The following is a 25,782-nucleotide window of genomic DNA, read 5'->3' as shown; positions in this document are numbered from 1 at the left end:
AGGGACTTAAGCGCGCCATTAGGGTGAGGGCGCGGAACTTTCGTCAATAAAATAATCAAACCCATGGAGAATATATGTTTTTACATGATGTAAAAATCGGCACGAAATTATTTCTGGCGTTCGGCTTTTTTATTGCGTTAATGGTAGTGAGTTCCTGTCTGTCTCTCTTCAGCCTGAACCGCGCGAATAACGGAATGCAAGAGATTGTGCATGAGGATTACCCAACCACGGTAAAAGCGAATCAGCTTATTGATAATTTCCAGACCTTTGTCAGCACCCAGCAACTGATGCTGCTGGATAGCGACGGCAAATGGACCGGTGAGTCGCAAAAGCAGCTTGCTGAGATAAGCTCCCACATTACCGCTCTGCTGGAGGATTTATCTAAAAACCTGCGTGATGATAAATCGCAGAAAATCCTCGCCGACATCCGCACCGTGCGCCAGCAGTACCTCGACTCACGTTTCCGCATTCTCGATGCCGTTAAAAATAACGACCGCGCGGGTGCGATTCAGGAGATGATGACCAAAACCATTAACATCCAGAATGCTTATAAAGAGCGGGTGCTGGCGCTGATCGCCATTCAGGATGGGCAAATGCGTGCGGCGGGCGAGCAGGTGCAGAACGATTTCAGTTCTAACCGCCTGATGCTGATTCTGCTGGCGATTGCTAGCATCGGCATGGGCAGCCTGATTGGCTGGTATATCGTACGGATGATCACGCGCCCGCTGAGTGAGGCGGTTGCCTTTGCTGAAGCGATTGCCGATGGCGATTTGACGCGTACCATCGATTCTCGCCACCGCGATGAAACCGGCGTACTGCTGCGTGCGCTGATGGAGATGAAAAACCGTCTTGTTGAGATCGTTCATCAGGTGCAAAACGGCTCAGAGAGTATTTCCAGCGCGGCGGCGCAGATTGTGGCCGGTAACCAGGATCTGGCGGCGCGTACCGAAGAGCAGGCCAGCTCCGTCGAGCAGACGGCGGCGTCCATGGAGCAGATCACCGCGACGGTGAAAAACACCGCCGATCACACCTCCGAAGCGACCCACCTTTCTGCCGATGCGGCGACGGTCGTGAAGAACAACGGCGAGATGATGAAGCAGGTCACCGAGAAGATGCGCGTGATTAACGACACGTCCAATCGTATGTCCGACATTATCAACCTGATTGACGCAATTGCCTTCCAGACAAACATTCTGGCGCTGAACGCGGCGGTCGAAGCGGCGCGCGCCGGTGAACACGGTCGTGGTTTTGCGGTTGTGGCGGGTGAAGTTCGTCAGTTAGCCCAGAAGAGCGCTTCCTCTGCCAACGATATTCGCCATCTGATTGAAAGCTCTACCAGCCAGACTCGTGAAGGCATGGCGCTGGTCGAAAAAGCCAGTGCGCTGATTAACGGTATGGTCAGTAATGTGGAAGAGATGGATGTTATCCTGCGCGAAATTGGTCAGGCGAGCCGCGAGCAGACCGATGGTATTTCGCAGATTAACAGCGCGATTGGCCTGATTGACTCCACCACCCAGCAGAACTCCAGCCTGGTGGAAGAGTCGGTAGCAGCAGCAGCGGCGCTGAACGATCAGGCGTTACATCTGCGCGAGCTGGTGCAGGTGTTCCGCCTGCGCGACGTGCCACAGGCAGTTTAATCGAGTTGTGAAATCTCCAGCGCTGCGCGGTCGATAATGCCGATTATCTGTTTAAGCTGCGTGGCGCTGACTTCCCCCTGATTCACCCGTAAATCCAGTACCGCTTTAAAGTTCTCCAGCGCCCGTTTCATCTGTGGGTTTTTGCGCAGTTGATAGCCAACGTTGCGTGCTTTAATCCGCTCTTCAATCTGTGCCAGCGATGGCGCATTTTCCGCCAGCCACTCCGTGCCCTGCGGCGTAATGGCGATTATTCGGCGTCCGTTTTCTTCATCGCTAACGGTAATTAACTGCTGCGCTTGCAGAGCATCCAGAGTGGGATAAATCACACCAGGGCTGGGTGTGTAGTTGCCCTGCGTCAGCGCTTCAATGGCTTTGATCAGCTCATAGCCGTGGCTGGCGTTTTGGCTGAGCAAATGCAGGATCACCAGACGTAATTCGCCGTGACCGAAAAAGCGCTGGCGTCGGCTGCCGTGTCCGTGGTGGTGCTCCCTGTCGGTATTGACGTGATGATGACGCATAGCTGCTTACTCATTTAATTTGATATATCTAATTTATATCTAAAATAACCAACTTAAACAACACTGACGGTGTTTTTTATTTAATTGCATGATTTTTAATGACTTTATTTCCTGATTTAGCAACCGGTGCGCTTTCGTGTGGCTATATCTTAAAAAGATCTTGCCTTCTGCCTAATCAACAATCATTATCATTTGCACAACATTTAGATATATCGTATTCACGTTCACGAAGGCCGATTATGACAACCCACTCTCAACGCTATCCCCAGCGCGTGCGCAATGAGCTGCGCTTTCGCGAGTTAACTGTTTTGCGCGTCGAACGCCCAGGTGCGGGCTTCCAGCGCATTGTGCTCGGCGGCGAGCAACTGGATGGCTTCACCTCCCGCGGCTTTGACGATCACAGTAAAGTCTTCTTCCCGCAGCCGGGTACGCCCTTTGTACCGCCAGTCGTGACCGATGAAGGTATCGTCTGGGGCGATGGCCCGCGCCCGGCTTCCCGCGACTATACGCCGCTGTACGATGCCAGCCGCCACGAACTGGCACTGGATTTCTATATTCACGACGGCGGCGTAGCGAGTCGCTGGGCGATGCAGGCGCAGGTGGGCGATAAATTGACTATTGGCGGGCCACGCGGTTCGCTGGTGGTGCCGGAAGATTACGCCTGGCAGTTATATGTGTGCGATGAATCCGGTATGCCGGCGCTGCGCCGCCGTCTTGAAGCGCTCAGCCAGCTTGCTGCACGCCCGCAGGTCACAGCGGTGGTGAGCATTGCGGATGTTGCTTATCAAGATTATTTCGCGGATATAAACGGCTTTGATATTCAGTGGGTGGCGGGGCATCACCCGCAGGCCGTTGCCGACAAACTGGCGGCGATAAGCGTGCCGGAAAACGACTATTTTATCTGGCTGACCGGGGAAGGGGAGGTAGTGAAATCGCTGATGGATCGCTTTGAATCTGCCAACATCGATCAACAACTGGTGCGTGCGCAAGCCTACTGGCACAAGAAATAAACACAAAGCCCGGTACGATTACCGGGCTTGTTGCGCTCAGGCCACTTCGTCGTACTCGGCTTCGCTGACCTGCTGCTCCAGCGTCTGGCGGATCTCGGCCAGCGCTTTCTCCTGCTGGCGGAAGTAGGTTTCCCTGTCGCCAAGCGTGGAGATCAACTGCCAGGATTCCTCTTTTTCCAGCGTCGCCAGCTCTTCAATCAGGCTGGCAATATGCTGTTTGACTTCAACAATGCGCTGGCGCAGACGCTGCAGATCGTTGAGACGATCGCTCGCCATTAATGGCTCCAGCCCTTTTTGCAGACGGGTCAAAATCGAGCGGATGGCGCTCAGATCGCCACGCTGGCGCGCCTGGTTAAGCTGCACCATCATGCTGTGAGCGTCGTTTTTCAGTTCATTATCCACCAGGTCCGGGTGGCAGAGCTTACTGGCCTGGCGCCACAGGCGTTTTAGCTCATGACGTTCGTCTTCGCTCATCTTCTGCTCGAAGCTAAAGCGTTTTTCCGCGTCGTGCTGCTGCTCCTGGTAGCTTTCATACTCCTGACGCGCTTCGTCGCGCGCCTGGCGCGTGGGCTCTTCCTCCCGCGTGAGGCCGCGCTCCAGTTCCTGCGCTTCGGCGAGCAGCGAGGCAATCAGCTCGCTTTGTTGTTGCAGATGCTTGCGCGCTTCCGCCGCCTGTAATGAGTGCGGTGGCATGCTCTGCCAGCGTTGCGTCAAGGTCACTAAAACGTCCACGGCTTGCGACAGGTATTTCTGGCAGCGCAGATAATCCGCCTCGCGACGGCGCGCTTCCGCTTCCTGGCGGCGCACCGCCGCTTCGGCCAGCGTTTTACGCAGCCGCAAAATTTGCGACATCAGTGGCCCAAGGCGAGTTAAGTAGAGATCGTTGAATTCATCCAGCAACTGGATACGCGCATTACGTTTATCAATGAGTTCGCGCATTTGCTCTTCCAGCGCTTTCAGTTCCAGCTTGCTGGCGGCCACTTGCGGATCCTGCCAGCTGACCACTGAGCGCTGGTTTTGCAGCCAGACGGTGATGGCGCGCATCGCTTCGCTGTAATTTTTCTCTTCAAGTGCGTGAACGATAAACGCTAACTCCGGGTCCGTAACTTCATTTTTGAGTAAAGGAAGCTGGCTGAGGATGATGCCGTCATCCTCCAGTTCAATGGCGTATTTGATGATTTCAAGCCGTTTTATAGGTTTGTTCATGGCGTTTCGTCAAAGCGCGTTGAGTGTGTTAAAGGGAGTTGTTAATTCATCAAATCTGGACCATGGATGCAAATCTCGCAATAGCCCGGAGCCATATTACATGGGACATATTTCAATGCGTTAGTCTTTCCGTGAAAATTGCGTTTATGGCGCCTTTTTGCCGCGAAATGAGCAAAAAATTGCTTTATGGCGGGGTGTTTGCCTCGCCTGCAACGATTTACCTCTCTGCAACATAACGACGCGATTACTCTCCCAATCGCGTACCGATCATGCCGATGCGGTGCTGTCTGGCAGCCCGCGAACCCGGATGGGTTCCTCAATGGCATTAGCCGCGAGCAAGCGTTGTAATGCCGAGATCGCCGTGTCGGTCAATTCGTGCCCTTTGGTCAGCACCATTAAGCCATTGGTGGTGCGGATATCTTCGTCTACCACCCAACCCGGCATCAGCTCGCGTATACGCGCAGAGCGCACGCCGGTCACATTGGAGCGGAAATCTGACAGGGATTTAATGATGTATTCAGGTAACGGTGGGTGCGCCGCCCGTAAAATTTCCCATGGCCGCTCCAGGCTCCATCCCCGCGCCGCATGTCGCTCCAGCTCAAGGGCTGCGCGCAGCAGATGGGCACCGCGTAAAACCTCAAGCGGCACATTCGTCGCCGGCTCTTTTGCCTGGTGGCGAATGATCCCGGCGACCAGTTCAAGACGGGGAATATTTTCCACCAGCTTTCCCGCGACGTCGGGATGCCCCAGCAGCAGTTTTTTCTCCTCCTCGGAGAGTTTGCGCTGAGCGGCATCGGCCTGAACGATATCGGCGGGAATACCAACACAGCCAATTTGGCTTAATGACGCGGCAATCGTGTAAATCCACTCATCTGGCCACTCCAGCTTCGGCAGCGCGTGGCGAACGCAAGATTGGGCGAACGCCGCCCGCTGAAACGCCCACGGTGCGACCATGGCAAGCACTTCCGTCAGCGTTTTGACCGAAGCGGTAAGGGTGGTTGCCAGCAGCTCTTTTTCTGCGCAGACGAGACGATACTGGCGCACAGCGTCATTAAGCGCCGCGACCAGTTCTTCTTTCGGACACGGTTTGCAGAGATAGCGGAAAATGGCGCCTTTATTGATGGCGGCGATAGAGGACTCTACATCGGCCTGCCCGGTAAGCAGGATCCGCACGCTATCGGGCGAGAGTTCCCGCGCTTTTGCCAGAAAGGTGGCGCCATCCATGCCGGGCATGCGCATGTCGGACATGATTACCGCAAAGCGCTCTCCCCAACGAACAGCGTCCAGAGCGGCTTCGCCGCCTGGGGCCACCACCACATCAAATTCGCCAAACAGGTTTCGTTCCATCGCGGCGAGCACGTTAGGTTCATCATCTACGCACAACACCCTGGGCAAGGCGGTATCAGTCATGAAGTGTGTCCTGTAGGTTAGCGAGCATCTGTTGCCATAAGGGGAGCTGGTCAAGCACGCCTGCTTTTTCAAGATAATCGCGATCGGGGGGGCTGTTGTTGGCCAACGCCACAGCGACATGCACCACACCAGACGCTCCGAATGCATCATGTGCGAAACGTGAGGGCTTGGCCTGCTCCGCCACTATTTCGACAATCTCCAGCGGTAATCCCCACACTGCCAGCAGGTAAGCGCCCACTGCTGAATGCATGGGAATAGCATTACATGTGGTTGTTTCGCTACCGATCTCGCTCATTTCGGGGATCAGCTTCGCAATATTCGCGAGTAGCGCGGCGGTGGATTCCAGCCCCTGATGGCCCGTCATGCGGGCGGCGAGTGAAGAGGCAAGAAGAGAGACCCGGCGTAATTCGCTGACCAAAGGATCCCTTTTCGCATCGGTAAAACAGTGTGATGCCAGCACCAGCAATTTCACCTGATCCATGCCGAGAAGCGTAATAGCGCTACCGATATCGTGGATCGGCGAACCTCTGTTGAACCAGGCTGAGTTCGCAAGCTGCATGATTTTGGCGCTCAGCGCCGGGTCGCTGCCCAGCAATTCGGCAATCTGCCGGGTATCGCTCTCTGGGTTATTGAGAAGATGTTGAACGTCAGTGAACACCTTCGGTGCGGCGGGCAACTGATTGATTCGACCGACCATGTCGAGCACCGTCGGATCGTTGAACATGGTGCGCAGAGAAAGCGCGCTTTCAATTATCGCTATTAACGTCGCGCTGTCGCAGGGTTTCGAGACAAATCGATGTGCAACTTCCAGCATACGCTGGGTGGCACCGGGTTCTGAGTAGCCGGATAAAATGATACGTATCGTACCCGGCCAGCGGTTGCGCACCTGCGCCAGTAACTCTGCGCCATCCATAAAGGGCATACGCATATCAGAGACCACGACATCCGCCGGTGTGTCTTCCAGCATGGTCAGCGCTTCAGGGCCGCTGTTGGCGAAGCGGCACTCCCAGTCGATATCTTGCAACATGATGGCGCGCTCAATGCCTGAAAGCACCCGGCTTTCGTCATCAACGAACATCACTTGCATGCAGGCTCATCCTCGTCGCGGCAATGGAGCGGAAATTGCAGGATAAACGTGGAACCCACGCCTTCTTCTGACTCGCAGCGAATCTTCCCATTATGTTTGTCCACCACGGTGGAGTAGACAATCGCTAAGCCTTGTCCAGTCCCTTTACCCACCGCTTTAGTGGTGAAGAACGGATCGAAAATGCGGTCGCGGATCGCTGCGGGTATGCCACTGCCATCATCCTGGACGCGGATTTCTAAATAGTCGCCGTTCTGTAATGCTGAAATAACGATGCGGCCTTTCTCTTTCACTCCTTCCTGCAGGGTATCCGCAATGGCGTGGGCGGCATTGACCACCAAGTTGAGAATGGCCTGGCCGACCATGTCACGCAGGCAGGGGAGCTGCGGTAAGTTGTCGGCGATGTTAGTTTCGAGCTCCGCCACATATTTCCATTCGTTGCGGGCCACCGTGACCGTGGTATTAATCACATCGCGCACATCTATCCGCTCTTTCACATTCTTCGAAGGGTGGGAAAACTCCTTCATCGCGGCGACAATCCGCGCAATATGCTCAAGCCCCTCCAGAGACTCGTCCAGCGCGCCTGGAATTTGTCGACGCAGAAAATCAATTTTTGTGCGTTTGAGCGTCGTATCGAACTCTGCCATTACCGGATCATCGGCCATTTTTTCGCGCGCAACGTCCGCGAGCGCGAGGGCGGCATTCAGCAGTTTTAGCAGCGAGTCCGTAGCACCTTTGATGAAGCCGACATTATCGGCAACATACTGCGTCGGGGTGTTGATTTCGTGGGCGATACCGGCGGCGAGCTGACCGATAGACTCCATTTTTTGCGCCTGAAGTAGCTGGGTCTGCGCCAGACGCAGCTCGGCCAGCGCCTTTTCCAGCTCATGCCGTTCGTTTTCGAGTTCCATTGTCTTACGCGCGACCACTTTCTCAAGCCCGACATTTTGTTCGAGAATGGCAAATGGTGTGGCGTGACTGTGCCGGGCTTCCTGGGCGATGCGGCGTTTCAGCACATCAATGGTTTTATCCCTGGCTGCGAGTTTGCGCTCGTAGTCAGCAGGGGAAAGAGGCGGGGTAGAGGCTTCGGAAAAGAGCGACATGATATTTACCCTCCAATGGCGACACCGGTAAATGTCTGGTTGACATGCAACCCGTTGTACTGCTCACCGTAGGTTGAAAACCCTACCACCCGGTTCTGCACCATGATTTCACCGATCTGCTGTTCCAGCCCCTCTTTTTCGAACTGGAGACGGCGCAGGATACAATCGCAGCCGATGATGACGGCAGGATTGGGGATCGTCTCGTGCACTTTTTCAAACGCCTGGCTAAACGTCTGGATCGGATCTTCCGCTTTGCCGATCGAGACGATCAGCCCCTCTTCGATAGCGCAATAACAGGTAAGCGAGAGATCGTCGTTCATTTTCTGAATGGAACGGACGTAAGGCTCATCGCCGAAAGAGAGCACCAGCGGGTTGCGGGAAAAGACAGTTGGTGTCAATTCATCGACGGTAAGACCAAGGGATTCGGCATAGATCTGCGCGGCAGGTTCACCGTTGATCTCCATAATGAGCCGTTTTTCCGCGTCCGCCTCGGTGATAACCAGCTCAACATCGCTGGGTACAAAATGCTGGATCTTAAACGTGGCGACCGGTGAACTGGTTTCGATAACCGCGAAAACGGCAGCGTCAGAGATAAAATGACCATCGCCATCATAAATAAAGCTTTTTTCGAAACGCAGATCGTCACCGGCAGAGCCGCCAATGAGGGGTACATTACCAATCTGTTGATAAAGGTTTGCCACCAGCCGCTCTTCGGCCATCGACAGACCATCCACCAGCAGCAGACCAAAACGATGCAGGTTTGGTCTCTCTTCGCTGTCGCGGCGAATGGTTTCTGCGATATCCGTAATGACCGAGGTGTATTCAAGCAGAGGATGAATGATAAACGCGCGGGCGTGAAAACCATCGCTCAGCCCGAGACCCAGCAGCCCAGAATGCTGAAAGCCTTCAGTGCCAATATGACCGGAAGAGGTACAACCGATGCAGGGGCAGGAGAAGGTGTTTTTTAATTCGCGGCCTAACACCTCCAGATCGTAATCCGGAGAGCAAAAGAAAAGGATGGTTTCAACATCATCATGACCGATTTGGGCGGCAAACTGGGCAACGGCTTCGACCGGATCAGGAGATTCACTGCTGGCATATCTGGGCTGGAAACTCACGGCAAATTCTCCCACTCTGTGCAGCGGTTTTCGCCTCTGCGGTAGCATGGCCCAATGCATTGCTCATTGGTCTGATGAAGGAAGATTAGGAGGTGGGTGAGTAAATATCAAATCGGCAGGTTGATAATTTGACAGGCTTTTTACTTCGCTTTTCTTTTTGCATCGGTACGGTAAATTCCGCGCATTTCTGCCGGTATAGACGCGGCTGAAGGATTAACTTTTTAAGCGCAGAAGTTGCACATCGAAGAGATGAGAAACTTGCTGATTAGGTTATTCGGTGCCACGAGTCAGGTCGATATGCTGTGGCGTGCGGGGGCAATTATTCAAAAAATCAGCGCTTAGCTCATTTCGAACGCCACTATTTCATTCCTCGCTTACTGTAGCGGGATTATTGGCAATGGGCGATCAGATTATTGTGCTGGTCATATGAGGCCGAGCATTTCTGCGCCGTTGCCGGAACCACCAATTCGACAGTTTGCAGCGTATTTTTATACCGGCAAACAACGTAGAGCGATGTCTTATGCTGCCTTGCTTCGTCCTGATAATCTGCCAGGGTCCAGGCAGTGTCTTTATCCGTATCCGGCATGAGTTCGACCTGTTCTTTTGGCGGCCCGACAAACAAGCTGGCATCCGTCAGGGCATGTTGTTTCATCGTCAGGGAGGGGAATTGCGGGCACTGAATGCTTTCTGCCTGCGCAATTCTGGCTAACGACAACACGGCTAAAGTGAAAAGAGTACGTTTATTCCACAGCTTCATAATTATCCCCGTTGTTTGCCGTGTGTGATGCATGATGAACACGAATTATACGTTTGCTGACAGGATGATAAAGTGCAGCCACTTTTTTACCAGAGGTAATGTTCTGCGAGAAACTGACTGTAACATCCTGCCCTAGATATATAGCCGGATGAGAGAACCTATCGGCATGATTACCCCAGGCTTTTTTGGCGGAAGTTTTTGGTATTTATTTAACATCAGCCGCCATTTTGGCGACTCGCCAGAATCCAGAAACAAAAAAGCCACTTCAATCGAAGTGGCTTAATTATATGATTTTAAATCTAAAATTTGGTGGCCCCTGTTGGGTTTGAACCAACGACCAAGCGATTATGAGTTCCATTAACGACAACCGAAAAACAATAACTTATTTATTTTTCAATGTGTTATTAAGTCAATATGAGGCAATATAGGTCAATAAGTCTATGCTGGCGCGACACTTTTGCGACACTTTTTTGGGTTCAGGGCTTCATCTTTAGAACGAAGTTTCCATACTCCGGAACAAGTTTGAGATATTTAAACTTAAATATACATAATGAATTATCTTCTGTGGACATAGCAAAGGCTGTATCCGATATGCTGGATATATACCTGTAACGAGTATTTGTATTTTGAGTACATGGGGAGTCAGAGGAAACATAAAATGTTTCAGCACCATTTATTATATTCGCTGCTTTGAATGATGCGAATGTATATATAAATATAGGTGTGATAATGATAAAATAAACTAAAGGTCTTCTGAGGCTACCAAATTCAGAAAGGATTGTTTTGTTTTTTTTAATTAGAATAAATGAAACAAGAAGTGAAATCGCGAGTACTATTACTGTCGTTCTGAAATACCCTTCAGTGATATTATAAAGATATATCAAACTAACAATCCCAGCTAAGTAAGTTAAAATTACTGCGGCGAGGATGCATCGTCTTAACCATTGTGGTCGAGATGTATCGTTATAAATTTCGGTAAATTTTTCAGAAGGATCAAGGAATAATGTAGAGAAAAAGAAATAAGATATATACAAAATCAGTGGAATAGCTAAAACAAAAAGCACAGATGGAAGCAGGTCATAAGCTGAAACGAATTGCAATATATTTATATTGAATACACTCCAAAATGACCAAGAATAAAGAATTCCGTTTCCAATGGCGTATGTAGAGATAGTTGCCCAAGATGCAAAATTAAATTTTATATTCATTGCTTCCTCGCTAAAGGATTTAATGTTACAGCTTCTTCTAAATGATTTGGAGCAAAATGCGCGTAACGCATTGTCATTTTTATATCGGTATGACCCAAGATTTTTTGAAGAACCAGAATGTTTCCACCATTCATCATAAAATGGCTCGCAAAGGTATGACGTAAGACGTGTGTTAACTGACCCGAAGGAAGACCGATTTCCGCCCGTTCAAGTGCGTTCCTGAATGCGTAGTAGCAGGGGGTAAAGAGTGCTCCGTTCTTTTTGGGTAGCTCAGCAATTAAGGATGGATGTAAGGGGATAGTGCGGTTTCTTTTACCTTTTGTTTTAACGAATGTCACTTTTCCAGCCGATATTTGCGACTTCTTAAGAGTTTCCGCTTCGCTCCACCTCGCACCTGTAGCAAGGCAGATTTTAACGACCATCTCTAAATCTTTGGCTGAACTGTTACGACACTCTTGCAAAAGCTGATCGATTTGTTCACCTGTAAGATATGCCATCTCGCTTTCATCGGTACGAAAATGCCTGACATTTTCGAGGGGGTTTGGCGCTGACCATTCGCCCAGGCGTTTAAGCTCATTGAACACTGCTAAAAAATAAGCGAGCTCAAGATTCATTGTCCGTGGCGAAACTTTGCTGATTCGCTTTGTACGAGCGAAATGACCATCAAGCCGTTTAGCCCGGTACGCCGCAAAAAGCTGGGCACTAAACTCAGAAGCAAGGGGGGAGCCCATGCATTCAGCCGCCCAAAGCATAGATTTTTTGCGCTTCTCACCGTCACGAAGCGTGATGCCGTGCCGATCAAACCAGAGGTGAACCAAATCCGTCAGGCGTCGCTTATCTTCACCGTCTCCAAGCCAGGGTGAATCATCGATTTTCTGAAGCGTGTAATTTTCAAAAGCTAGCGCTTCGCCTTTAGTTGCAAACTTTTTGCGAACGCGCTTGCCTTCTTTACCGTTGCTTCGGTCAATGGTATAGAAATCAGCAATCCATTGACCGTTTGAAAGTTTTCTAACCGGCATAATTTTAAGGGTTAAGAATACGTTGTTTTTGTTGTTGGAACTCTTCCTCGGTCAAAATCCCTTCTTCCTTCATCTCCGCCAGCCTTTCAATTTTATCCATCACGTTATCAAAGGATGATGAGTTATTCGCTTGTTGAACGGAGCTTGCTTGTTGACTGGAGGCATAGAGATTTCTGGTCTCGTTCACTAAATTAGTGAAGGGAACCACTGCGTATTTAGGAACGTTTTTAATGGTGTAGTTTTGCCCTGTTGTTGAGATTGTTATTTCCCCAAGTACAAGACCAGTTTTCCCGCCAACACTAACAATATTTTCCAGATTTACATCCACCTGTTTCACGCCGTAAAACATTCCCTTATCCAGGAAAATCACCCTCTGATTTGTAAGAGTGATTAGCCATGTATTGCCATCCATTGAACCGCTAGCGATTGCTAGCGGGATTTCATTTGTTCCCAGAATTTGAGGAAGGTGAAAAAATTCTTTTTTTGTACCAAATGAAGTATCAGAAACGACGGCGGCAAGGCGTTTCATTTCTGCTTTGAGCTGATCTTTTGATGCTGTTTTGTAATCTAACATGCCTAATCCTTGAGCTATTTAATAGTTAATACAACACGTCCTATGATTTTTATATCATCAATAGAACAATCAAATGCTGCACCTACACCGCTAACCCGTACTTTTTTCACTGGAATGCGGGTGAGCAGTCTAATGCTAGTTTTCCCCTCAATTTCTACTAACCATTCATCGTCGTAAACCTCAGTGAAGCTTTGTTCAACGATGTACTGGCTCATGCCGTCCAGAATGCAAACAGCGTTTTGAGGGATTGGTTTACCTTGCACGAATAAGGCTTTATCAAGCATGAGCATGCCTGAGTCATAGAGTTGGCCATCCACGATTTTTGTTCGCGGCATTTTTAGAATATCTAACTCTTCATTATCAAACTTTTTGCCATTGCCGGTAGCCAACCATTCGAGCGTTACGCCCGTTTCTGCCATGCATTTAAGCATGATATCCGCTGGTAAGCCTCCGCGTTTATAGCGTGAGGAAAGAGAACTCGCAGCCATGTCTAAATGTTCCGCAAGCTGCATTTTTTGTGTGAAGCCATACGCTTCAATCACCCGATCCAGCACTGGCGCGCTGTCAGTATCTGGGTCAATACGAAATCTTGCCATCCAATCTCAAGGTAATTAGACATTATCTAAATGAAATTGACATTTAGAATTTATCTAATTAACCTAGCCTCTATGTTAGATAATGCCTCATATAAGCCGATATTGCCTTATCGGCCAAACAGGGAGTTTGCACTATGCGACCTAGTATTACAATTGTCATCCCGGAGCCTTATCTGCCTTTAGATGAGTACTGTCGCCGTACTGGAACCAATAAGGAAACCGCTAAGAACCTTATTGAATATGGAAAATTGCCTATCAAGCCTAAGGGTAAGCATAAGAAGGCACTGATAGAAATCAACATGGCAGCGCTAACCGTTCAAGCGTTAAGCGGATGTGATATTTCGCTTAATGCGTAAATCAGCGTATCAATTTGATTGAGGCGAATCATGTTTAATTTTCAGGTTTCCAAACATCCACACTATGACGAAGCGTGCCGGGCTTTCGCGCAGCGTCACAACATGGCGAAACTGGCTGAGCGCGCGGGGATGAATGTCCAGACTCTGCGCAATAAGCTCAACCCGGAGCAGCCTCACCACCTCACACCGCCGGAAATTTGGCTACTTACCGATCTTACAGAAGACTCGGCGCTGGTTGACGGCTTTCTGGCGATGCTTCACTGCTTACCCTGTGTACCGGTCAACGAACTGGCAAAAGATAAATTACAAACCTATGTCATGCGCGCTATGACTGAGCTTGGCGATCTGGCTGGCGGTGCTGTTTCCTCTGAACGTCTCACCCCGGCAAGGAAGCACAGTATGGTCGAGAGTGTGAATTCTGGTATACGCATGCTTTCGTTGACAGCTCTGGCACTACAAGCGCGCCTCCAGGCTAACCCGGCAATGTCCAGTGTCGTCGATACCGTCAGCGGTCTCGGCGCGTCATTTGGCCTGATGTGAGGTGAGGATGAATAACGAACCTTCATTCGCGTCTTTGCTCGTTAAGCAAAGCCCTGCCATGCATTACGGACACGGCTGGATTGTCGGCGAGAACGGTAAGCGCTGGCATCCGGTGCGCTCACAAACTCAGGCAAAGCCTGTTTCTTTCAAGGGGGCTGTATGGCTATCGAAGCTGTTTCCGCAACGGTTCCGCTGAGCACTGGCGCGCGCATGGCCGGCCTGAATCATATCGCCGAAATACGCGGGCGTTTCTGGGGTGATAGCTGGAAAGAGGTCGAGCAATTCGTCGCGAATATGCGCGATACACGCGACCCACAGCATGAAGACAACGAGCGCGCACTGGCCGCTATTTTCTTTCTGGCAAAAATACCGGCAGCTCGTCACGGGCTCAAATTAAATGAGCTGACTACTGACGAGAAAAAAGCGCTTATTTCAGCAATGAACCATTTTCGCGCAGTCGTGAGCTTATTTCCCAAACGGCTAACCATGCCGAATTAATACCAACAGAAATTTAATGGCGTAAACCCGCCGGGCATTTCTTTGCCCAAATTCAGGAGAAAGCAAAATGCAAAATATCGAAACCCGCAATTTTGAAGCTGATAACGATGTACTGGTCAGCTTGCTTAATAAAGCCAAAAACGAAGAGCGCCGAGACCGCGCTTTAGCCGTGTCTATCCGTCTTGAGGCGCTGGCTATCCATATCACTAAAAAAGGCCTGAGCGGTAAAGAAGCGGCGGAACTGCTGCGCCTTGAAGCCGTTCGCTACGAAAACGAATCTCAGGAGCTTCACTGATGGCCGACGCAATGGATCACATCCAACAGCGCGAGCAGGAAGAACGCGAGCGCCATATCAACAACGCACGCAGCCGTATAAGCGCGCCATCGCGTTTTATCTGCGAAGAGTGTGAAGCCCCAATCCCGGAAGCCCGTCGCATGGCGATTTATGGCGTAACGCTTTGCGTGACCTGTCAGCAAATGCTTGAACTCAAAAATAAGCATTACAGGGGGGCGATATGAGCACGACGCACCAACTCAGGATACGACCTGAACATTTTCGGGATGTTCTTCTAGGTATTAAAAAAGCGGAGTTTCGTCGCGCCGACCGTGATTTCGCGGTCGGGGATTCGCTCTATCTCAATGAATATGGCGAGTCCGAACATGATGCAAATCTTGTCGGGTTTACAGGTGCTTTTATTTTCGTGCGGATTACCCATATCACTGATGTCAGCGAATGGGCGCCGGGATATGTGATGTTAAGCATTGAGCGCCGCCAGGCCAGCGCAACATGACGGTAAACGTAACCTATGCCTGGCCGTGGAACTCACCACGGTCAGCCATCGCCAGCCCTTATCTGACCTACGCCGAACAGCATCGCCGCGATCATATGATTGCGGCGTTGCTGCATGCGCGTAAGGCGTTATCGCTTCAGCCTGAATGCGTCCGTTATGACGTGTACCGCACCGCCGCCACTCTGGAACAACATCACGACAGCCAGCGAGCCAATGCCTTTTTAATCAGCTTCTGCAAAAAAGCATTGCCGCGCCTTGAGCTGGTCGCAAAAAAATATAAGTCCACCGGCATTAATCACGATGTATCTGCCGCCATTTTTAACGGCCATTTTGATACCGGCGTGTTGCAATATCTGGCCTCACGCCTGGTGAATATGGTGGCGCGGTTTAACCGGCTCCCGGATATGTCGAAAGCTGACATTGACCTCCTTGCCGCCGACATCGCGAATTTTATTCGTGGTGAGCTGGCGAATCATGACGATTCCGATGCCGGAGAACTCAAGACGCTTTATCGCTGGTACATGCGCGCCGGTATGATTTCGATGCAGTTCAACGTCACTCCGCCGCACTGGGAGCGCGTTACAGGCAAATATGTCGGCCAGGACGAGATCGCACCGGCAGTGATGCGCATGTTTAATGAAACATGGTGGCGTGGTCGCTTGCGCTGTGTCGCATCTGCCTGGCGCGAACATCTGCAAATTGCCGTTGGCAACGTCAGCAAGAAAAAACACGCCTATGCCAGCAAATCATGCGTGACAGACTGGCGTGAGCAAAAGCGCCGAACCCGCGAATTTCTGAAAGGTCTGGAGCTGGAAGACGAAGACGGCAACCGCATTAGTCTCATTGAAAAATACGACGGGTCGGTTGCTAATCCGGCCATTCGCCGCTGCGAGCTGATGACCCGCATTCGTGGGTTCGAAAATATCTGTAATGAGCTTGGTTATGTCGGTGAATTTTATACGCTGACCGCACCGTCGAAATATCACGCCACAACTAAAGCGGGCTACCGTAATCACAAATGGAACGGTGCGAGCCCGTCCGATACGCAGAATTATTTAACCTCTCTCTGGGCGCGCATCCGCGCCAAACTTCACCGCGAAGAAATCCGTATTTTTGGCATCCGCGTCGCTGAGCCACATCACGATGCAACGCCGCACTGGCACATGTTGATGTTTATGCTGCCGGAAGATGTCGAGCGCGTTCGCAAGGTTATTCGTGATTATGCGTGGCAAGAAGATGAGAACGAGCTCAGCAGCGATAAAGCCAGAAAAGCCCGTTTTCACGCCGAGGCTATCGACGCGGAGAAAGGGAGCGCAACGGGGTACGTTGCTAAATACATTTCCAAGAATATTGACGGCTATGCGCTTGATGGTGAGAAAGATGACGAAAGCGGCGAATTATTGAAAGAGACTGCTCCCGCTGTTTCAGCCTGGGCTGCTCGCTGGCATATCCGGCAATTTCAGTTTATCGGTGGCGCGCCGGTAACGGTCTACCGCGAATTGCGTCGACTGGCTGACACCGAAACCGCCCACGGTCTTAGCGTGGAATTTGCTGCCGTACACGATGCCGCTGACGCCGGTGATTGGGCGGGCTATGTCAACGCGCAGGGCGGCGCGTTTGTCCGTCGTGATGATTTGCAGGTACGCACGCTCTATGAGTCTCGCGCTGAGTTCAACCAGTACGGCGAGGAGACTGTCTGCATTCGTGGCGTGTACGACGCTACAGTCGGCACAGGTTCACCGATTCTGACCCGCCTCACTCAGTGGAAGATTGTCCCGAAACGCGCCTTTGATCTGGCCGTTGACCTTAAGGGCGCGACCGCGCCCTCTCGGAGTTCTGTCAATAACTGTACGGGGAGCGAGAGCGATCCACCGGAGCTGGATTTATCAAAACCACTTAATCGATATCAGCGACGGCAGCTAACGAACCGGTTAAGGGATAAAAAGTCGACCGAGCGCCGCAATTTTATCCACGGAACGGACGAGCAAAATGCAGCTATAGCGAAAACTATCGATAAGATACATCTGACAACCGGCATCACCATCTGCCGGGGCGAAGCCCTGCACTTGATGGAGGGTGGTAAGAGTTGTTTTGATGGCAAATGGTTACGCGGAACGGCGAAAGGAGAACTATATGCTGCGGCTCCTTCATACCAGAAAAAAGCCAGAGAAATCCTTGATCGTGTAGCGATATTGCGAATAAAGGCTAAAGTCACAGGGCATTAATATCCATCGATATCATGCACATACATGGTAGACATTTTTTATTTTTTCTTCCCAATTCTTATCATTACATGATACTGTATGTTTATACAGTGTTCTCGTGAGGAGGTGATGTGAACAGAGGACTAAGCGAATTAGTGATGCTTGAACGGGTTGAGCTTATAGCTCGACTGGCGACTGAAGGCGCAAGCCAAGAAAAAGACAGGGAAATTGCTTTAGGATTAATTGCTGAGATTGCTAAAGAGAATCTAATTAAAAATCATGGGTTTTCAGTAGCTTTTTCCACATCTCCGATTTTGAACACTGAATGGTGGAAAAATAAATGAGGCTATAATATGTTAAATCAGGCTCTTACGCGGCATTTCAGCGCATTTTTCCATTCAAAAGTTAAAAAACATTTTGGCTCTAACAGTCTGATGTTGAGCTATGGGCATACGATCAAAGTCAATTTAATCGATGCCTATTTTTTGCGCGGTTATATTTACTCCATAAAGAACAAGAGGTTATACTGGAGGAAAATTTTTTCAACGGACTTGGAAATGCACATTGACCCTCATAGCGACCCCAAAGCATGGGAATCGTTCTTTAAGAGCATTATTTGGCTACATTATAAGCCCGCGAATTGCTGTGACTTGCCTGATTCACATGGCGGAGATTTTGGCCTTGAATGCTATACTTTAGATGGGCATGTTTTTCAGTGTTATTTGCCGGAACAGTCGAGTGATATTGATAAACTTTATAAAGCACAGCGAAGTAAAATTTATAATGATATCCAAAAATTCTCTATAGATAATGTAAAAGAGTTAGAGAAACTATTTGGAACATTAAAAATAAGTCGCTGGGTTTTAGCGACTCCTTATAATAAATCTGCAAAGTTAAGCCTATACTGTACAAAAAAATCTCTCGAGGTTCGTCAGTTAGGTCTGCCGTATGTGGCTGACGATTTTCAAATTATTGTTCAAACTGAGGAAAACTATTCTCAAGAAGCTTTTCTGCTTCGTAGAGACTCATACCAATTAAGTCTAAATTTAGATGACACAACCGTTGATGGAGCAATTGAGTTTATCAGCAGTAATAGTTCTTTTCTCGAAAAGTTGAATTTAAAATTACCTAAGATCCAAGATTCCATTTCAAGACAAGAGCAAATGAGAAACTTTCTAATTCAAAAATACCTTGATTATCAGAATCTATTAGACACGCTAAAGCAAAACTGGGTTGATATTTACGAGATTGTTTATAAATGTATTCAGCAGAGAGAAGATAATTTGGTTGGGATTTTTATGCTTGCTCCATCTAATGCCCAGCCATCAGGAATAATGAAAGATCAAATTGAAACTTTAAAAAAATGTATTGAAGATGAAGTTCCAACATTTAAACAAGCGGATCTCGAGAAAATTACATGGGGTGTTATTTCAGACTGGTTGATACGATGCCCATTAGACTTTTAAGGTGGAAAAAGATATGCATATAACCATAGAAGAAATAGTTGGGAAACCGTTCACCTTTACTAAAAGGCCTGAACACTTACCTTGTGATATGAGGCCGTTGTGGCGTTGTAGTTTAATTTTATTGATACTTTCTATACTTGGTCGTTCTGGCTGCTGCTCGTTAAAAAAAATGCATGTTGTTAATTGGGTTTTGAAGTCAGATCAAAATATAGCCAGCCTTGAGTTTTGGATTTTAAACAAGGAAAGTCTTAAACCTGAGGTTCGCATGGATCCTACACTCGATCGCGCCCTTGAGTTAATGTTGGCCGAAGGATTTATAATTAGAGATAATGACAAATATAAAATAGTTGAAAAGGGCGAACTATGTGCAGCTAACTTAATAGCACTTGATGTATTCAAGGATGAATCTTTTAAACTCCATAAGCTTAAAAAAGGATTGTCCGAAACTAATATTAATAAAATATTCCAGGTAGGATAATATGTCATTAGAAATTGTTTCGTTGGATATTGTTGTAAATACTACTGATGGCCGATACGGAGTTACTATTCCATTTTCTAAAGGCTTGTTTTTATTGCGCATGGAAAATTCACATGGTAAATCAACATGTATGAATGCAATAGCATATGCGCTAGGCATGGAGAAAGCATTGGGAATGGGGGGAGCCAAAATTCCGTTTCCTCCATCTCTAACAAAGGTGTTAACGACAATTGATGGTCGAGAAATAAATGTCATCTCATCTTTTGTTATTTTACAAATAAAAAATAGCAATGGTGTGACTGCATCTTTGAAGAGAAATATTGTTGGGTTTGAAAGTGACAATATTATTTATATCGATGAAACTCATTCTAATGGAAAAGAAAAAAGAGGTTCTTACTTTCTTCATCGAGAAGGTGATACTGACAGAGATATGGGGTTTTATAAATGGCTAACTGTCTTTTTAGGTTGGGATTTACCTCTGGTTCCCAATCACAACGGTAAAGAGACTCCTCTTTACCCATCAGTATTATTCTCCTCATGGTTTGTTGAACAAAAGAAAGGTTGGTCATCGATAATGGCCACAATACCAACTCAATTTGGTATTAAAGAAGTTAAAAAAAGATCACTTGAATTTTTAATGGCTCTTGATGTTAATGAAAATATACTTAAGAGAAGCGCTATAAAAAATAGTATTGATGAAATCATTTATCAATGGAAAATCATTAAACGAAATGCAGAAACAATTGCTTCAAAAGTTTCATCAGTTGTGACAGGTATTCCAGAACAACCTGAAGTGAAGTTTGATCATTATAAAATAGATCTGGTTATAAAAGAAAACGATCATATTAAATCATTAACAGACCTACGGGCTGTTTATGCTAGCGAACTGAAAGCGATGAATGCTCAAAATTTTGAGCAGGTTGATGATGCTGAATTGCAGTTAAATGTTGTTAACTCAATAAGTTCAAAAGTTGATGAGATTCATCGTTTAGAACTAACTTTGCAGGAAATCAGTGACCATAAGAGCTATATAAATTATCAGATATTTTCAACAAATAAAAGGTTGGCAAACCTTTTGGACGATAAAAGAAAATATGAGGATTTGAAGAAAATTTCAGATTCTAGTGTTTATGAATCCACTAAATTACTAAGTAATGAATGCCCAACTTGCGGCGCTCAATATAATGATAATCTCTTAGATTTTTCATCGCAAGAGAATCTTATGACATATGAAAGTAGCTTGAGCTTTATTAAAGAGCAGATAAAGGCTTTTGACTTTGTTTTGTTAGATTGTAGCAATCAGTTGAAGTTTAAAGAAGCTGAACAAAGTAAAATTGAATCGGCAATAGCTGCTTTAAAAGTTGAGATTAACAAACTTAAAAAAACTGATTATCCTTCTCTTGCTCTTCAAGAAGAGTATCTACGTCATAAAATTAATCTGGAGAATGGCATTGATGAAATTGATGAAGCGGTTAGGGATATAACCAATATTCGTCTTGAATTGGATGAATTACACAAGAAATTTAAAAAGCTAATGGCTGATAAGAAATCATTGCCACAAAGGATACTATCAAAAAATGATGTGTCAAAATTACATCTCTTGAATTCTGGCCTCGTCGGGAGGTTAAAGAAATATAAATTCGATAGTTTTGATGCGGAACTTGTTGAGATATCTGAAGATAATTACCTGCCAACGAGGGAGGGCTATGATATTGGATTCGATACATCTGCTAGTGATGGTATCAGAATAATTTGGGGATATTTGATTAGCTTGTTCACTGTTGGTCAACACTTTGCTACTAATCACCCCGGAGTTCTCATTTTCGATGAGCCGAGACAGCAAGAAGCAAAAAAGGTCAGTTTTGCTGAGTTGCTCAGAGATGCAGCAGAAACTACAAAAGTCAGTGGACAGATTATCTTTGCCACGTCTGAAGATGAGAATGTCTTAGTTGAAGCTTTAAATGGCTATGAATATACAATTGTATCCTTTAATGAAATTGACGGAAAAGTGATAAGGAAGTTGTAATTTTACTTTGCATCTTTACGCATTATTTCGCGTTTAATTTTTAAGTATGTTTTCCCGGTCAGCCCCACAGCGGAGGCGGGCTGGGAAGGGTCATGCAACTGCATTAAAACCGACCCATAAAGCGGGCAGGCGAGGCGGGGAAAGCACTGCGCGCCGGGGGCGTTATTTATTTTTATTTTCCAGCCCGTCAGCGAGGCGGCGTTGCCATTCAATGGCTGATGATGAGCAAGGGGAGCGGGAGAATAATGCGCGCCGTGTGCGGGCGCTGGCGAGGTCTGGTGAGGGGCATTAAAAAGCCGCCCTGCGGCGGCAGTGGTGGGCTATTCGTTGTCGGGTTCGAGTGTGTATTTCTGAAACCTGATGATCTCCTCGCCCGCCCATTCGTTGAGCTCCAGGAATCGCGATTGCAGCGGTATCAGTTCGTTGCGTACAAAGACCTTTGCAACCTTCTCAACGTCCCCGATTGAGCCAGCATTCTCTGGTTTGCCGCCCATCAACTGGAACGGGATGCGGTGCGCGTCAAGCAGGTCGCCCGCGCTCACTTTCTTGATATTAAAAAAATCATCCTTTGTGGCGACTTCACTCAGTGGCACGATTTTAATGCCGTCGGCTTTTCCGTTCGGCGCGTAGAAAAACAGGTTCTTAAAATTACCGAGCCCTTTCGAATCCCGCATCGCCTTGCGCAGCGCCTCGACGTCAGTGCTGCTTTGCGCGGCATCCGTGACGTACATGATGTAACCCGCGTGCGCGCCGTTCTGGTAATACTTGCGGCGGAACAGCGTCGCCGACTCATTCAGCCAGGCCGAATTAAGCGCGCTGAGATATTCCGGCATCCCGTAAATCTCCTGGTTAATATCGGGCTCCAGCAGGTGGAACACGGAACCGGGCGCAAACGGATGCGGTTTCGTGAAGTTCTGAATATACCAGTAGGTATCCTCCTCCACGCCGCGCCGGGTGTATTTTGCCGGTGAGGTTTCATATTTAACCGGCTTGTCGGTGTAGCTCCGCCGCTCCTCAATAAAGGCGTTACCGAACACCATATAATCAAGCGCAAAGCGGCTGAAATCCTGACGTGATAACAGCGGGTGCGGGATATACGTCGACACCAGAATATTACGTTTAACGTACACCGGCGAGCTGTGGTGAACGGCGGCGCGCATGCTTTTCGCCAGGCCGGAAAAACTTATCGGTGGCTCGTACCACTGGCCGTTATGGACACATTCGACATAATCGAGAATTTCGCGCCTGTCGAGCACCGGCACCGGCTCGCCGAAGGTAAACGCCTCCATGCTCTGTGCGGGCGCGGCGGTGTGCTGGCGCGGTTTCGGTGTGTATTTTTGCTTTTTATTTTTGCTCATCAGTTGAAGTCCAGAATGGAAGATGACGACTGGCCGGTCGCGGCGGTTAGCGGTTCGTTAATCAGTACGTGCATGGTCGCCCAGGCTAAATCCGCGTGGCTGGCTTCCTCGGTGCGGCTGGCCTCATAAGTGGCGCTGCGCCCGCTGCTGGTCATGGTTTTACGGATGGACATAAACGACTGCGTGATATCTGTGGCGCTGACGTCATATTCGAGACAACCGCGCGTGATGGTGTCTTTTGCCTTGAGCACCATTGCGGTTTTCATTTCCGGCGTGTAGCGGATGTCACGCGCTGCCGGGTAAAACGAGCGCACAAGCTGGAACACGCCCTGACCGAGCCCGGTTGAGTCGATGCCGATGTATTCCACGTTGTATTTTTGCGTGAGCTCGCGAATGGATTCGGCCTGTGTGGCGAAGTCCATCCCTTTCCACTGGTGGCGCTCCAGAATGCGGAATTTGCCCCCGGCAACCACCGGCGGCGCGATGACCACGCACCCGGCGCTGTCGCCACGGTGTGACGGGTCGTAACCAATCCACACCACGCGATGCCCGAATGGCCGGTCGGCGAATGGCTGAAAATCCGTCCATTCCTCCATGCTGTCGACCATGCAGCGTTGCAGCTCCTCGAACGGAAACACCGATGCCTTGTCATCGACAAACTCGCACATAAACAGGTTACGGAAGTCATCCGCGCTGTTTTCCCGCCGCAGTGCATCCAGGTCAAACAGGGTACAGCCCCCGGCGAGCGCGTCCTCGATGGTGACAATCTGCCGCCACTGACCATCTGCGCACGCCACGCCGCGCGCTAACGCCGCGTGACTGATATCGATATCAACCCGCTCGCTGGCACTGGCGCGCCCCCGGTTAAACAGGTCGCCCGACCAGAACGGATACGCACCGTGACCGAGTGAGGAAGGTGTCGAAAAATAGGTCGTGCGCAGGTGTTTTTGCGACGCCATGCCGGACGCCACTTTGCGCAGTTTCTGGAAGTTGGGGATCCAGAAAATTTCATCGACATACAGGTCGCCGTTATGGCTCTGCGCGGTGTTTGAGTTGGTGCCGAGAAATAACAGCTCCGCGCCGTTATTGCCTATCACAATCGGGTCGCCTGACAGGTCAACATCGACAAGGCGCGCAAAGGCGATGATGTATTTTCGGAACACATAAGCCTGTGTTTTCGATGCAGATAAAAATATCTGGTTCTGGCCGGTTTGCAGGGCGCGTAACAGCGCCTCGCGGGCAAAATAAAACGTCGCGCCAATCTGGCGGGATTTGAGTATGTGCCTGATGCGGTGCTCCAGCCCGGCCTTGTGCCAGCCGAGCTGATAATCGAAAGACTGGTCTAAGAAAATCTCTTCCAGTTTTTCGATGGCTTCCTCGCTGAAATAATTCTTTTTCGGCTTCCTGCGCTCTCCCTTGTTGCGGTTCGCCACGTTCGGATTCAGGTCGGCCTCGTTGCCGGTCTGGCCGTAACGGTTGATGCGCGCAAAGCGCTCCATCTGGCGCGCCAGAAAATCAGCAACCTTGAAATCGTGCGCGGTCAGCTCCGGTTTGGCATAGAGCTGGATTAACCGCGCCTCCAGTGTATTTCCCACCCGGTCTAACGGGGCGGTGTCGTCCCATCCGTCGCGCTGTTTCCAGCTCTGCACCGTCGGGCGTTTGGTCTGCAACATTTCCGCGATTTGCGGCACGGAAAACCCCTGCCAGTACAACAGCGCCGCCTGTCGTCGCGGGTCGTTTAAAAGTGTGGTGTCGGTGGTGATGGTCATGCCTGCCTCGCCGTCATGGATACAGGGCAAGGCTACTCAAGCGCGACCGGCGATTCGCTAAGGCGCTGATGTGCAGGGGGCAAGCCATCCGTGACTGATGGCGAACCAGCGGACGAGCCTGGAAACTAGCCCCCGAAATCAACGTGACTCCTTCACACACAATCAGGACTGCTGACGATGGCAAAAAAAGTCTCAAAATTCTTTCGTATCGGCGTCGAGGGTGACACCTGCGACGGGCGCATTATCAGCGCGGCCGATATTCAGGAAATGGCCGATTCATTCGACCCGCGTGTCTACGGCTGCCGCATCAACCTTGAACACCTGCGCGGCCTGCTGCCTGACGGCGTTTTTGCCCGTTACGGGGATGTGGTTGAGCTGAAAGCGGAGAAAATCGAGGACGATTCCGCGCTTAACGGCAAGCTGGCGCTGTTCGGCAAAATTGCCCCGCTCGACACGCTGGTCGATATGGTGGCGAAAGGCCAGAAAGTTTATACCTCAATGGAAATTCAGCCGAATTTCGCCAACAGCGGCAAATGCTATCTGGTTGGCCTCGCCGTTACCGATGACCCGGCAAGCCTCGGCACCGAATATCTGGAATTCTGCCGCACTGCAAAACACAACCCGCTCCAGCGCTTCAAGTCCAGCCCGGAAAATCTGTTCTCTGTTGCCACCCTGGCCGAGCTGGAATTCGAGGACGCGCCCGAAACTCTGCTGAACAAGCTGACCGACTCGGTGAAAGCCATTTTCAGCCGCCGCCAGTCCTCCGACGATGCCCGTTTTAATGACGTCCACGAAGCCGTGACCACGATTGCGGAGCGCGTCCAGACCAGCCAGGACAACGCCGAAACGCGTTTCGCCTCGCTGGAGACCGAGCTCACCGCGCTTAAGAAAAGCGTGGCTGATGAGGCGAGCAAAACCACTGAGCAATTCAGTGCGATCACCGCCACCCTGGACAAAACGCCGGGTAACACGCAGCCGCGCCGGAAACTGAGCACCGGCGGCGACGGTGCGACCGCCGCGCTGACCGACTGCTAACCGGCCTCCCTCTTTCATCAC

At 49.5% G+C, this 25,782-nt stretch carries 28 protein-coding genes; 15 read left to right on the top strand and 13 right to left on the bottom strand.

The genetic code is table 11. The features are described from left to right. Positions 1-74: 74 nt before the first annotated feature. Positions 75-1,637 (top strand): methyl-accepting chemotaxis protein, encoded by a 1,563-nt coding sequence (locus H650_RS11105; protein ID WP_020455362.1) that lies wholly within the window; start codon positions 75-77, stop codon positions 1,635-1,637. Here the strand turns inward: H650_RS11105 and H650_RS11100 are convergent. Next, entirely contained in the window at positions 1,634-2,155 is a 522-nt protein-coding gene (locus tag H650_RS11100) for a PadR family transcriptional regulator (RefSeq protein ID WP_020455361.1), read from the bottom strand. The two genes, H650_RS11105 and H650_RS11100, sit on opposite strands and share 4 nt — an antisense overlap. Before the next feature lie 236 nt (positions 2,156-2,391). On the opposite strand from H650_RS11100, the gene H650_RS11095 reads away from it, so the two are divergent. Beyond that, positions 2,392-3,165: a siderophore-interacting protein gene (locus tag H650_RS11095; protein ID WP_189660118.1), complete on the top strand. Its 774-nt coding sequence runs from the start codon at positions 2,392-2,394 to the stop codon at positions 3,163-3,165. A gap of 36 nt (positions 3,166-3,201) precedes the next feature. Here H650_RS11095 and H650_RS11090 read toward each other — a convergent pair whose 3' ends face one another. The 10 genes from H650_RS11090 to H650_RS11050 all read right to left on the bottom strand — a co-directional run bounded on the left by H650_RS11090 (position 3,202) and on the right by H650_RS11050 (position 13,240). Continuing rightward, on the bottom strand, positions 3,202-4,371 hold the full coding sequence (locus H650_RS11090; protein ID WP_020455359.1) for a DNA repair ATPase: 1,170 nt from the start codon (positions 4,369-4,371) through the stop codon (positions 3,202-3,204). A gap of 267 nt (positions 4,372-4,638) precedes the next feature. Then, the gene (locus tag H650_RS11085) at positions 4,639-5,781 is read right to left on the bottom strand and encodes a response regulator (protein WP_020455358.1); all 1,143 of its coding nucleotides are present in this window, start codon (positions 5,779-5,781) and stop codon (positions 4,639-4,641) included. Then, positions 5,774-6,868, bottom strand: coding sequence for an HDOD domain-containing protein (locus tag H650_RS11080; protein ID WP_020455357.1), 1,095 nt, complete (start codon positions 6,866-6,868; stop codon positions 5,774-5,776). The genes H650_RS11085 and H650_RS11080 overlap by 8 nt, the downstream gene beginning before the upstream one ends. After that, positions 6,859-7,968: a sensor histidine kinase gene (locus tag H650_RS11075; protein WP_020455356.1), complete on the bottom strand. Its 1,110-nt coding sequence runs from the start codon at positions 7,966-7,968 to the stop codon at positions 6,859-6,861. The genes H650_RS11080 and H650_RS11075 overlap by 10 nt, the downstream gene beginning before the upstream one ends. Before the next feature lie 5 nt (positions 7,969-7,973). Next, the gene (locus H650_RS11070) at positions 7,974-9,086 is read right to left on the bottom strand and encodes an FIST N-terminal domain-containing protein (RefSeq protein ID WP_020455355.1); all 1,113 of its coding nucleotides are present in this window, start codon (positions 9,084-9,086) and stop codon (positions 7,974-7,976) included. Between the two features lie 388 nt (positions 9,087-9,474). Further along, a complete protein-coding gene (locus H650_RS11065; RefSeq protein WP_020455354.1) occupies positions 9,475-9,843 on the bottom strand; it encodes an STY0301 family protein in 369 nt (122 codons plus the stop codon). A gap of 476 nt (positions 9,844-10,319) precedes the next feature. After that, positions 10,320-11,051, bottom strand: coding sequence for a hypothetical protein (locus tag H650_RS25735; RefSeq protein WP_189660105.1), 732 nt, complete (start codon positions 11,049-11,051; stop codon positions 10,320-10,322). Then, the gene (locus H650_RS11060) at positions 11,048-12,070 is read right to left on the bottom strand and encodes a phage integrase (protein WP_020455353.1); all 1,023 of its coding nucleotides are present in this window, start codon (positions 12,068-12,070) and stop codon (positions 11,048-11,050) included. The genes H650_RS25735 and H650_RS11060 overlap by 4 nt, the downstream gene beginning before the upstream one ends. Positions 12,071-12,074: 4 nt before the next feature. After that, complete coding sequence (locus tag H650_RS11055; protein ID WP_020455352.1) at positions 12,075-12,644, bottom strand: PH domain-containing protein; 570 nt, start codon at positions 12,642-12,644, stop codon at positions 12,075-12,077. Between the two features lie 14 nt (positions 12,645-12,658). Next, entirely contained in the window at positions 12,659-13,240 is a 582-nt protein-coding gene (locus H650_RS11050; RefSeq protein ID WP_020455351.1) for a phage repressor protein CI, read from the bottom strand. A gap of 134 nt (positions 13,241-13,374) precedes the next feature. Here H650_RS11050 and H650_RS11045 point away from each other — a divergent pair, with 134 nt between their 5' ends. The 12 genes from H650_RS11045 (at position 13,375) to H650_RS10995 (ending at position 21,599) form a co-directional block, all read left to right on the top strand. Beyond that, entirely contained in the window at positions 13,375-13,596 is a 222-nt protein-coding gene (locus H650_RS11045) for a hypothetical protein (RefSeq protein WP_020455350.1), read from the top strand. A gap of 30 nt (positions 13,597-13,626) precedes the next feature. Next, entirely contained in the window at positions 13,627-14,136 is a 510-nt protein-coding gene (locus H650_RS11040) for a phage regulatory CII family protein (protein WP_020455349.1), read from the top strand. Between the two features lie 7 nt (positions 14,137-14,143). Next, positions 14,144-14,332 (top strand): phage filamentation protein Fil family protein, encoded by a 189-nt coding sequence (locus H650_RS24530; protein ID WP_020455348.1) that lies wholly within the window; start codon positions 14,144-14,146, stop codon positions 14,330-14,332. Continuing rightward, a complete protein-coding gene (locus H650_RS11035) occupies positions 14,296-14,634 on the top strand; it encodes a DUF5347 domain-containing protein (RefSeq protein WP_020455347.1) in 339 nt (112 codons plus the stop codon). The genes H650_RS24530 and H650_RS11035 overlap by 37 nt, the downstream gene beginning before the upstream one ends. A gap of 67 nt (positions 14,635-14,701) precedes the next feature. After that, positions 14,702-14,929: a DUF2732 domain-containing protein gene (locus H650_RS11030; RefSeq protein WP_020455346.1), complete on the top strand. Its 228-nt coding sequence runs from the start codon at positions 14,702-14,704 to the stop codon at positions 14,927-14,929. Then, positions 14,929-15,153: a TraR/DksA family transcriptional regulator gene (locus H650_RS11025; protein WP_020455345.1), complete on the top strand. Its 225-nt coding sequence runs from the start codon at positions 14,929-14,931 to the stop codon at positions 15,151-15,153. The genes H650_RS11030 and H650_RS11025 overlap by 1 nt, the downstream gene beginning before the upstream one ends. Beyond that, positions 15,150-15,425 (top strand): DUF3850 domain-containing protein, encoded by a 276-nt coding sequence (locus tag H650_RS11020; RefSeq protein ID WP_020455344.1) that lies wholly within the window; start codon positions 15,150-15,152, stop codon positions 15,423-15,425. The genes H650_RS11025 and H650_RS11020 overlap by 4 nt, the downstream gene beginning before the upstream one ends. Continuing rightward, positions 15,422-17,650 (top strand): replication endonuclease, encoded by a 2,229-nt coding sequence (locus H650_RS11015; RefSeq protein ID WP_020455343.1) that lies wholly within the window; start codon positions 15,422-15,424, stop codon positions 17,648-17,650. Before H650_RS11020 ends, H650_RS11015 begins: the two co-directional genes overlap by 4 nt. A gap of 110 nt (positions 17,651-17,760) precedes the next feature. Beyond that, positions 17,761-17,973 carry a hypothetical protein gene (locus H650_RS11010; protein WP_044489493.1) on the top strand — a complete coding sequence of 71 codons (213 nt, stop codon included), beginning with the start codon at positions 17,761-17,763 and terminating at the stop codon, positions 17,971-17,973. Between the two features lie 9 nt (positions 17,974-17,982). Then, complete coding sequence (locus H650_RS11005) at positions 17,983-19,095, top strand: hypothetical protein (RefSeq protein WP_020455341.1); 1,113 nt, start codon at positions 17,983-17,985, stop codon at positions 19,093-19,095. Positions 19,096-19,108: 13 nt separating this feature from the next. Continuing rightward, positions 19,109-19,573, top strand: coding sequence for a hypothetical protein (locus H650_RS11000; RefSeq protein WP_020455340.1), 465 nt, complete (start codon positions 19,109-19,111; stop codon positions 19,571-19,573). A 1-nt stretch (position 19,574) separates the two neighbouring features. Then, positions 19,575-21,599: a hypothetical protein gene (locus H650_RS10995; protein WP_044489492.1), complete on the top strand. Its 2,025-nt coding sequence runs from the start codon at positions 19,575-19,577 to the stop codon at positions 21,597-21,599. Between the two features lie 320 nt (positions 21,600-21,919). On the opposite strand, the gene H650_RS10985 is transcribed toward H650_RS10995, so the two are convergent. Both H650_RS10985 and H650_RS10980 read right to left on the bottom strand, forming a co-directional pair. Next, positions 21,920-22,957, bottom strand: coding sequence for a phage portal protein (locus H650_RS10985; RefSeq protein ID WP_020455338.1), 1,038 nt, complete (start codon positions 22,955-22,957; stop codon positions 21,920-21,922). Next, positions 22,957-24,726 (bottom strand): terminase ATPase subunit family protein, encoded by a 1,770-nt coding sequence (locus H650_RS10980; RefSeq protein WP_020455337.1) that lies wholly within the window; start codon positions 24,724-24,726, stop codon positions 22,957-22,959. The genes H650_RS10985 and H650_RS10980 overlap by 1 nt, the downstream gene beginning before the upstream one ends. A gap of 177 nt (positions 24,727-24,903) precedes the next feature. Between H650_RS10980 and H650_RS10975 the strand changes: the two genes are divergently transcribed. Then, the gene (locus H650_RS10975) at positions 24,904-25,761 is read left to right on the top strand and encodes a GPO family capsid scaffolding protein (RefSeq protein WP_020455336.1); all 858 of its coding nucleotides are present in this window, start codon (positions 24,904-24,906) and stop codon (positions 25,759-25,761) included. Positions 25,762-25,782 lie beyond the last annotated feature (21 nt).

Origin of the sequence: Enterobacter sp. R4-368 (assembly GCF_000410515.1) — a bacterium.
Lineage (GTDB): Bacteria > Pseudomonadota > Gammaproteobacteria > Enterobacterales > Enterobacteriaceae > Kosakonia.
The sequence above is the reverse complement of the archived record's forward strand: the minus strand, read 5'-3'. Positions and strand labels throughout refer to the sequence as shown.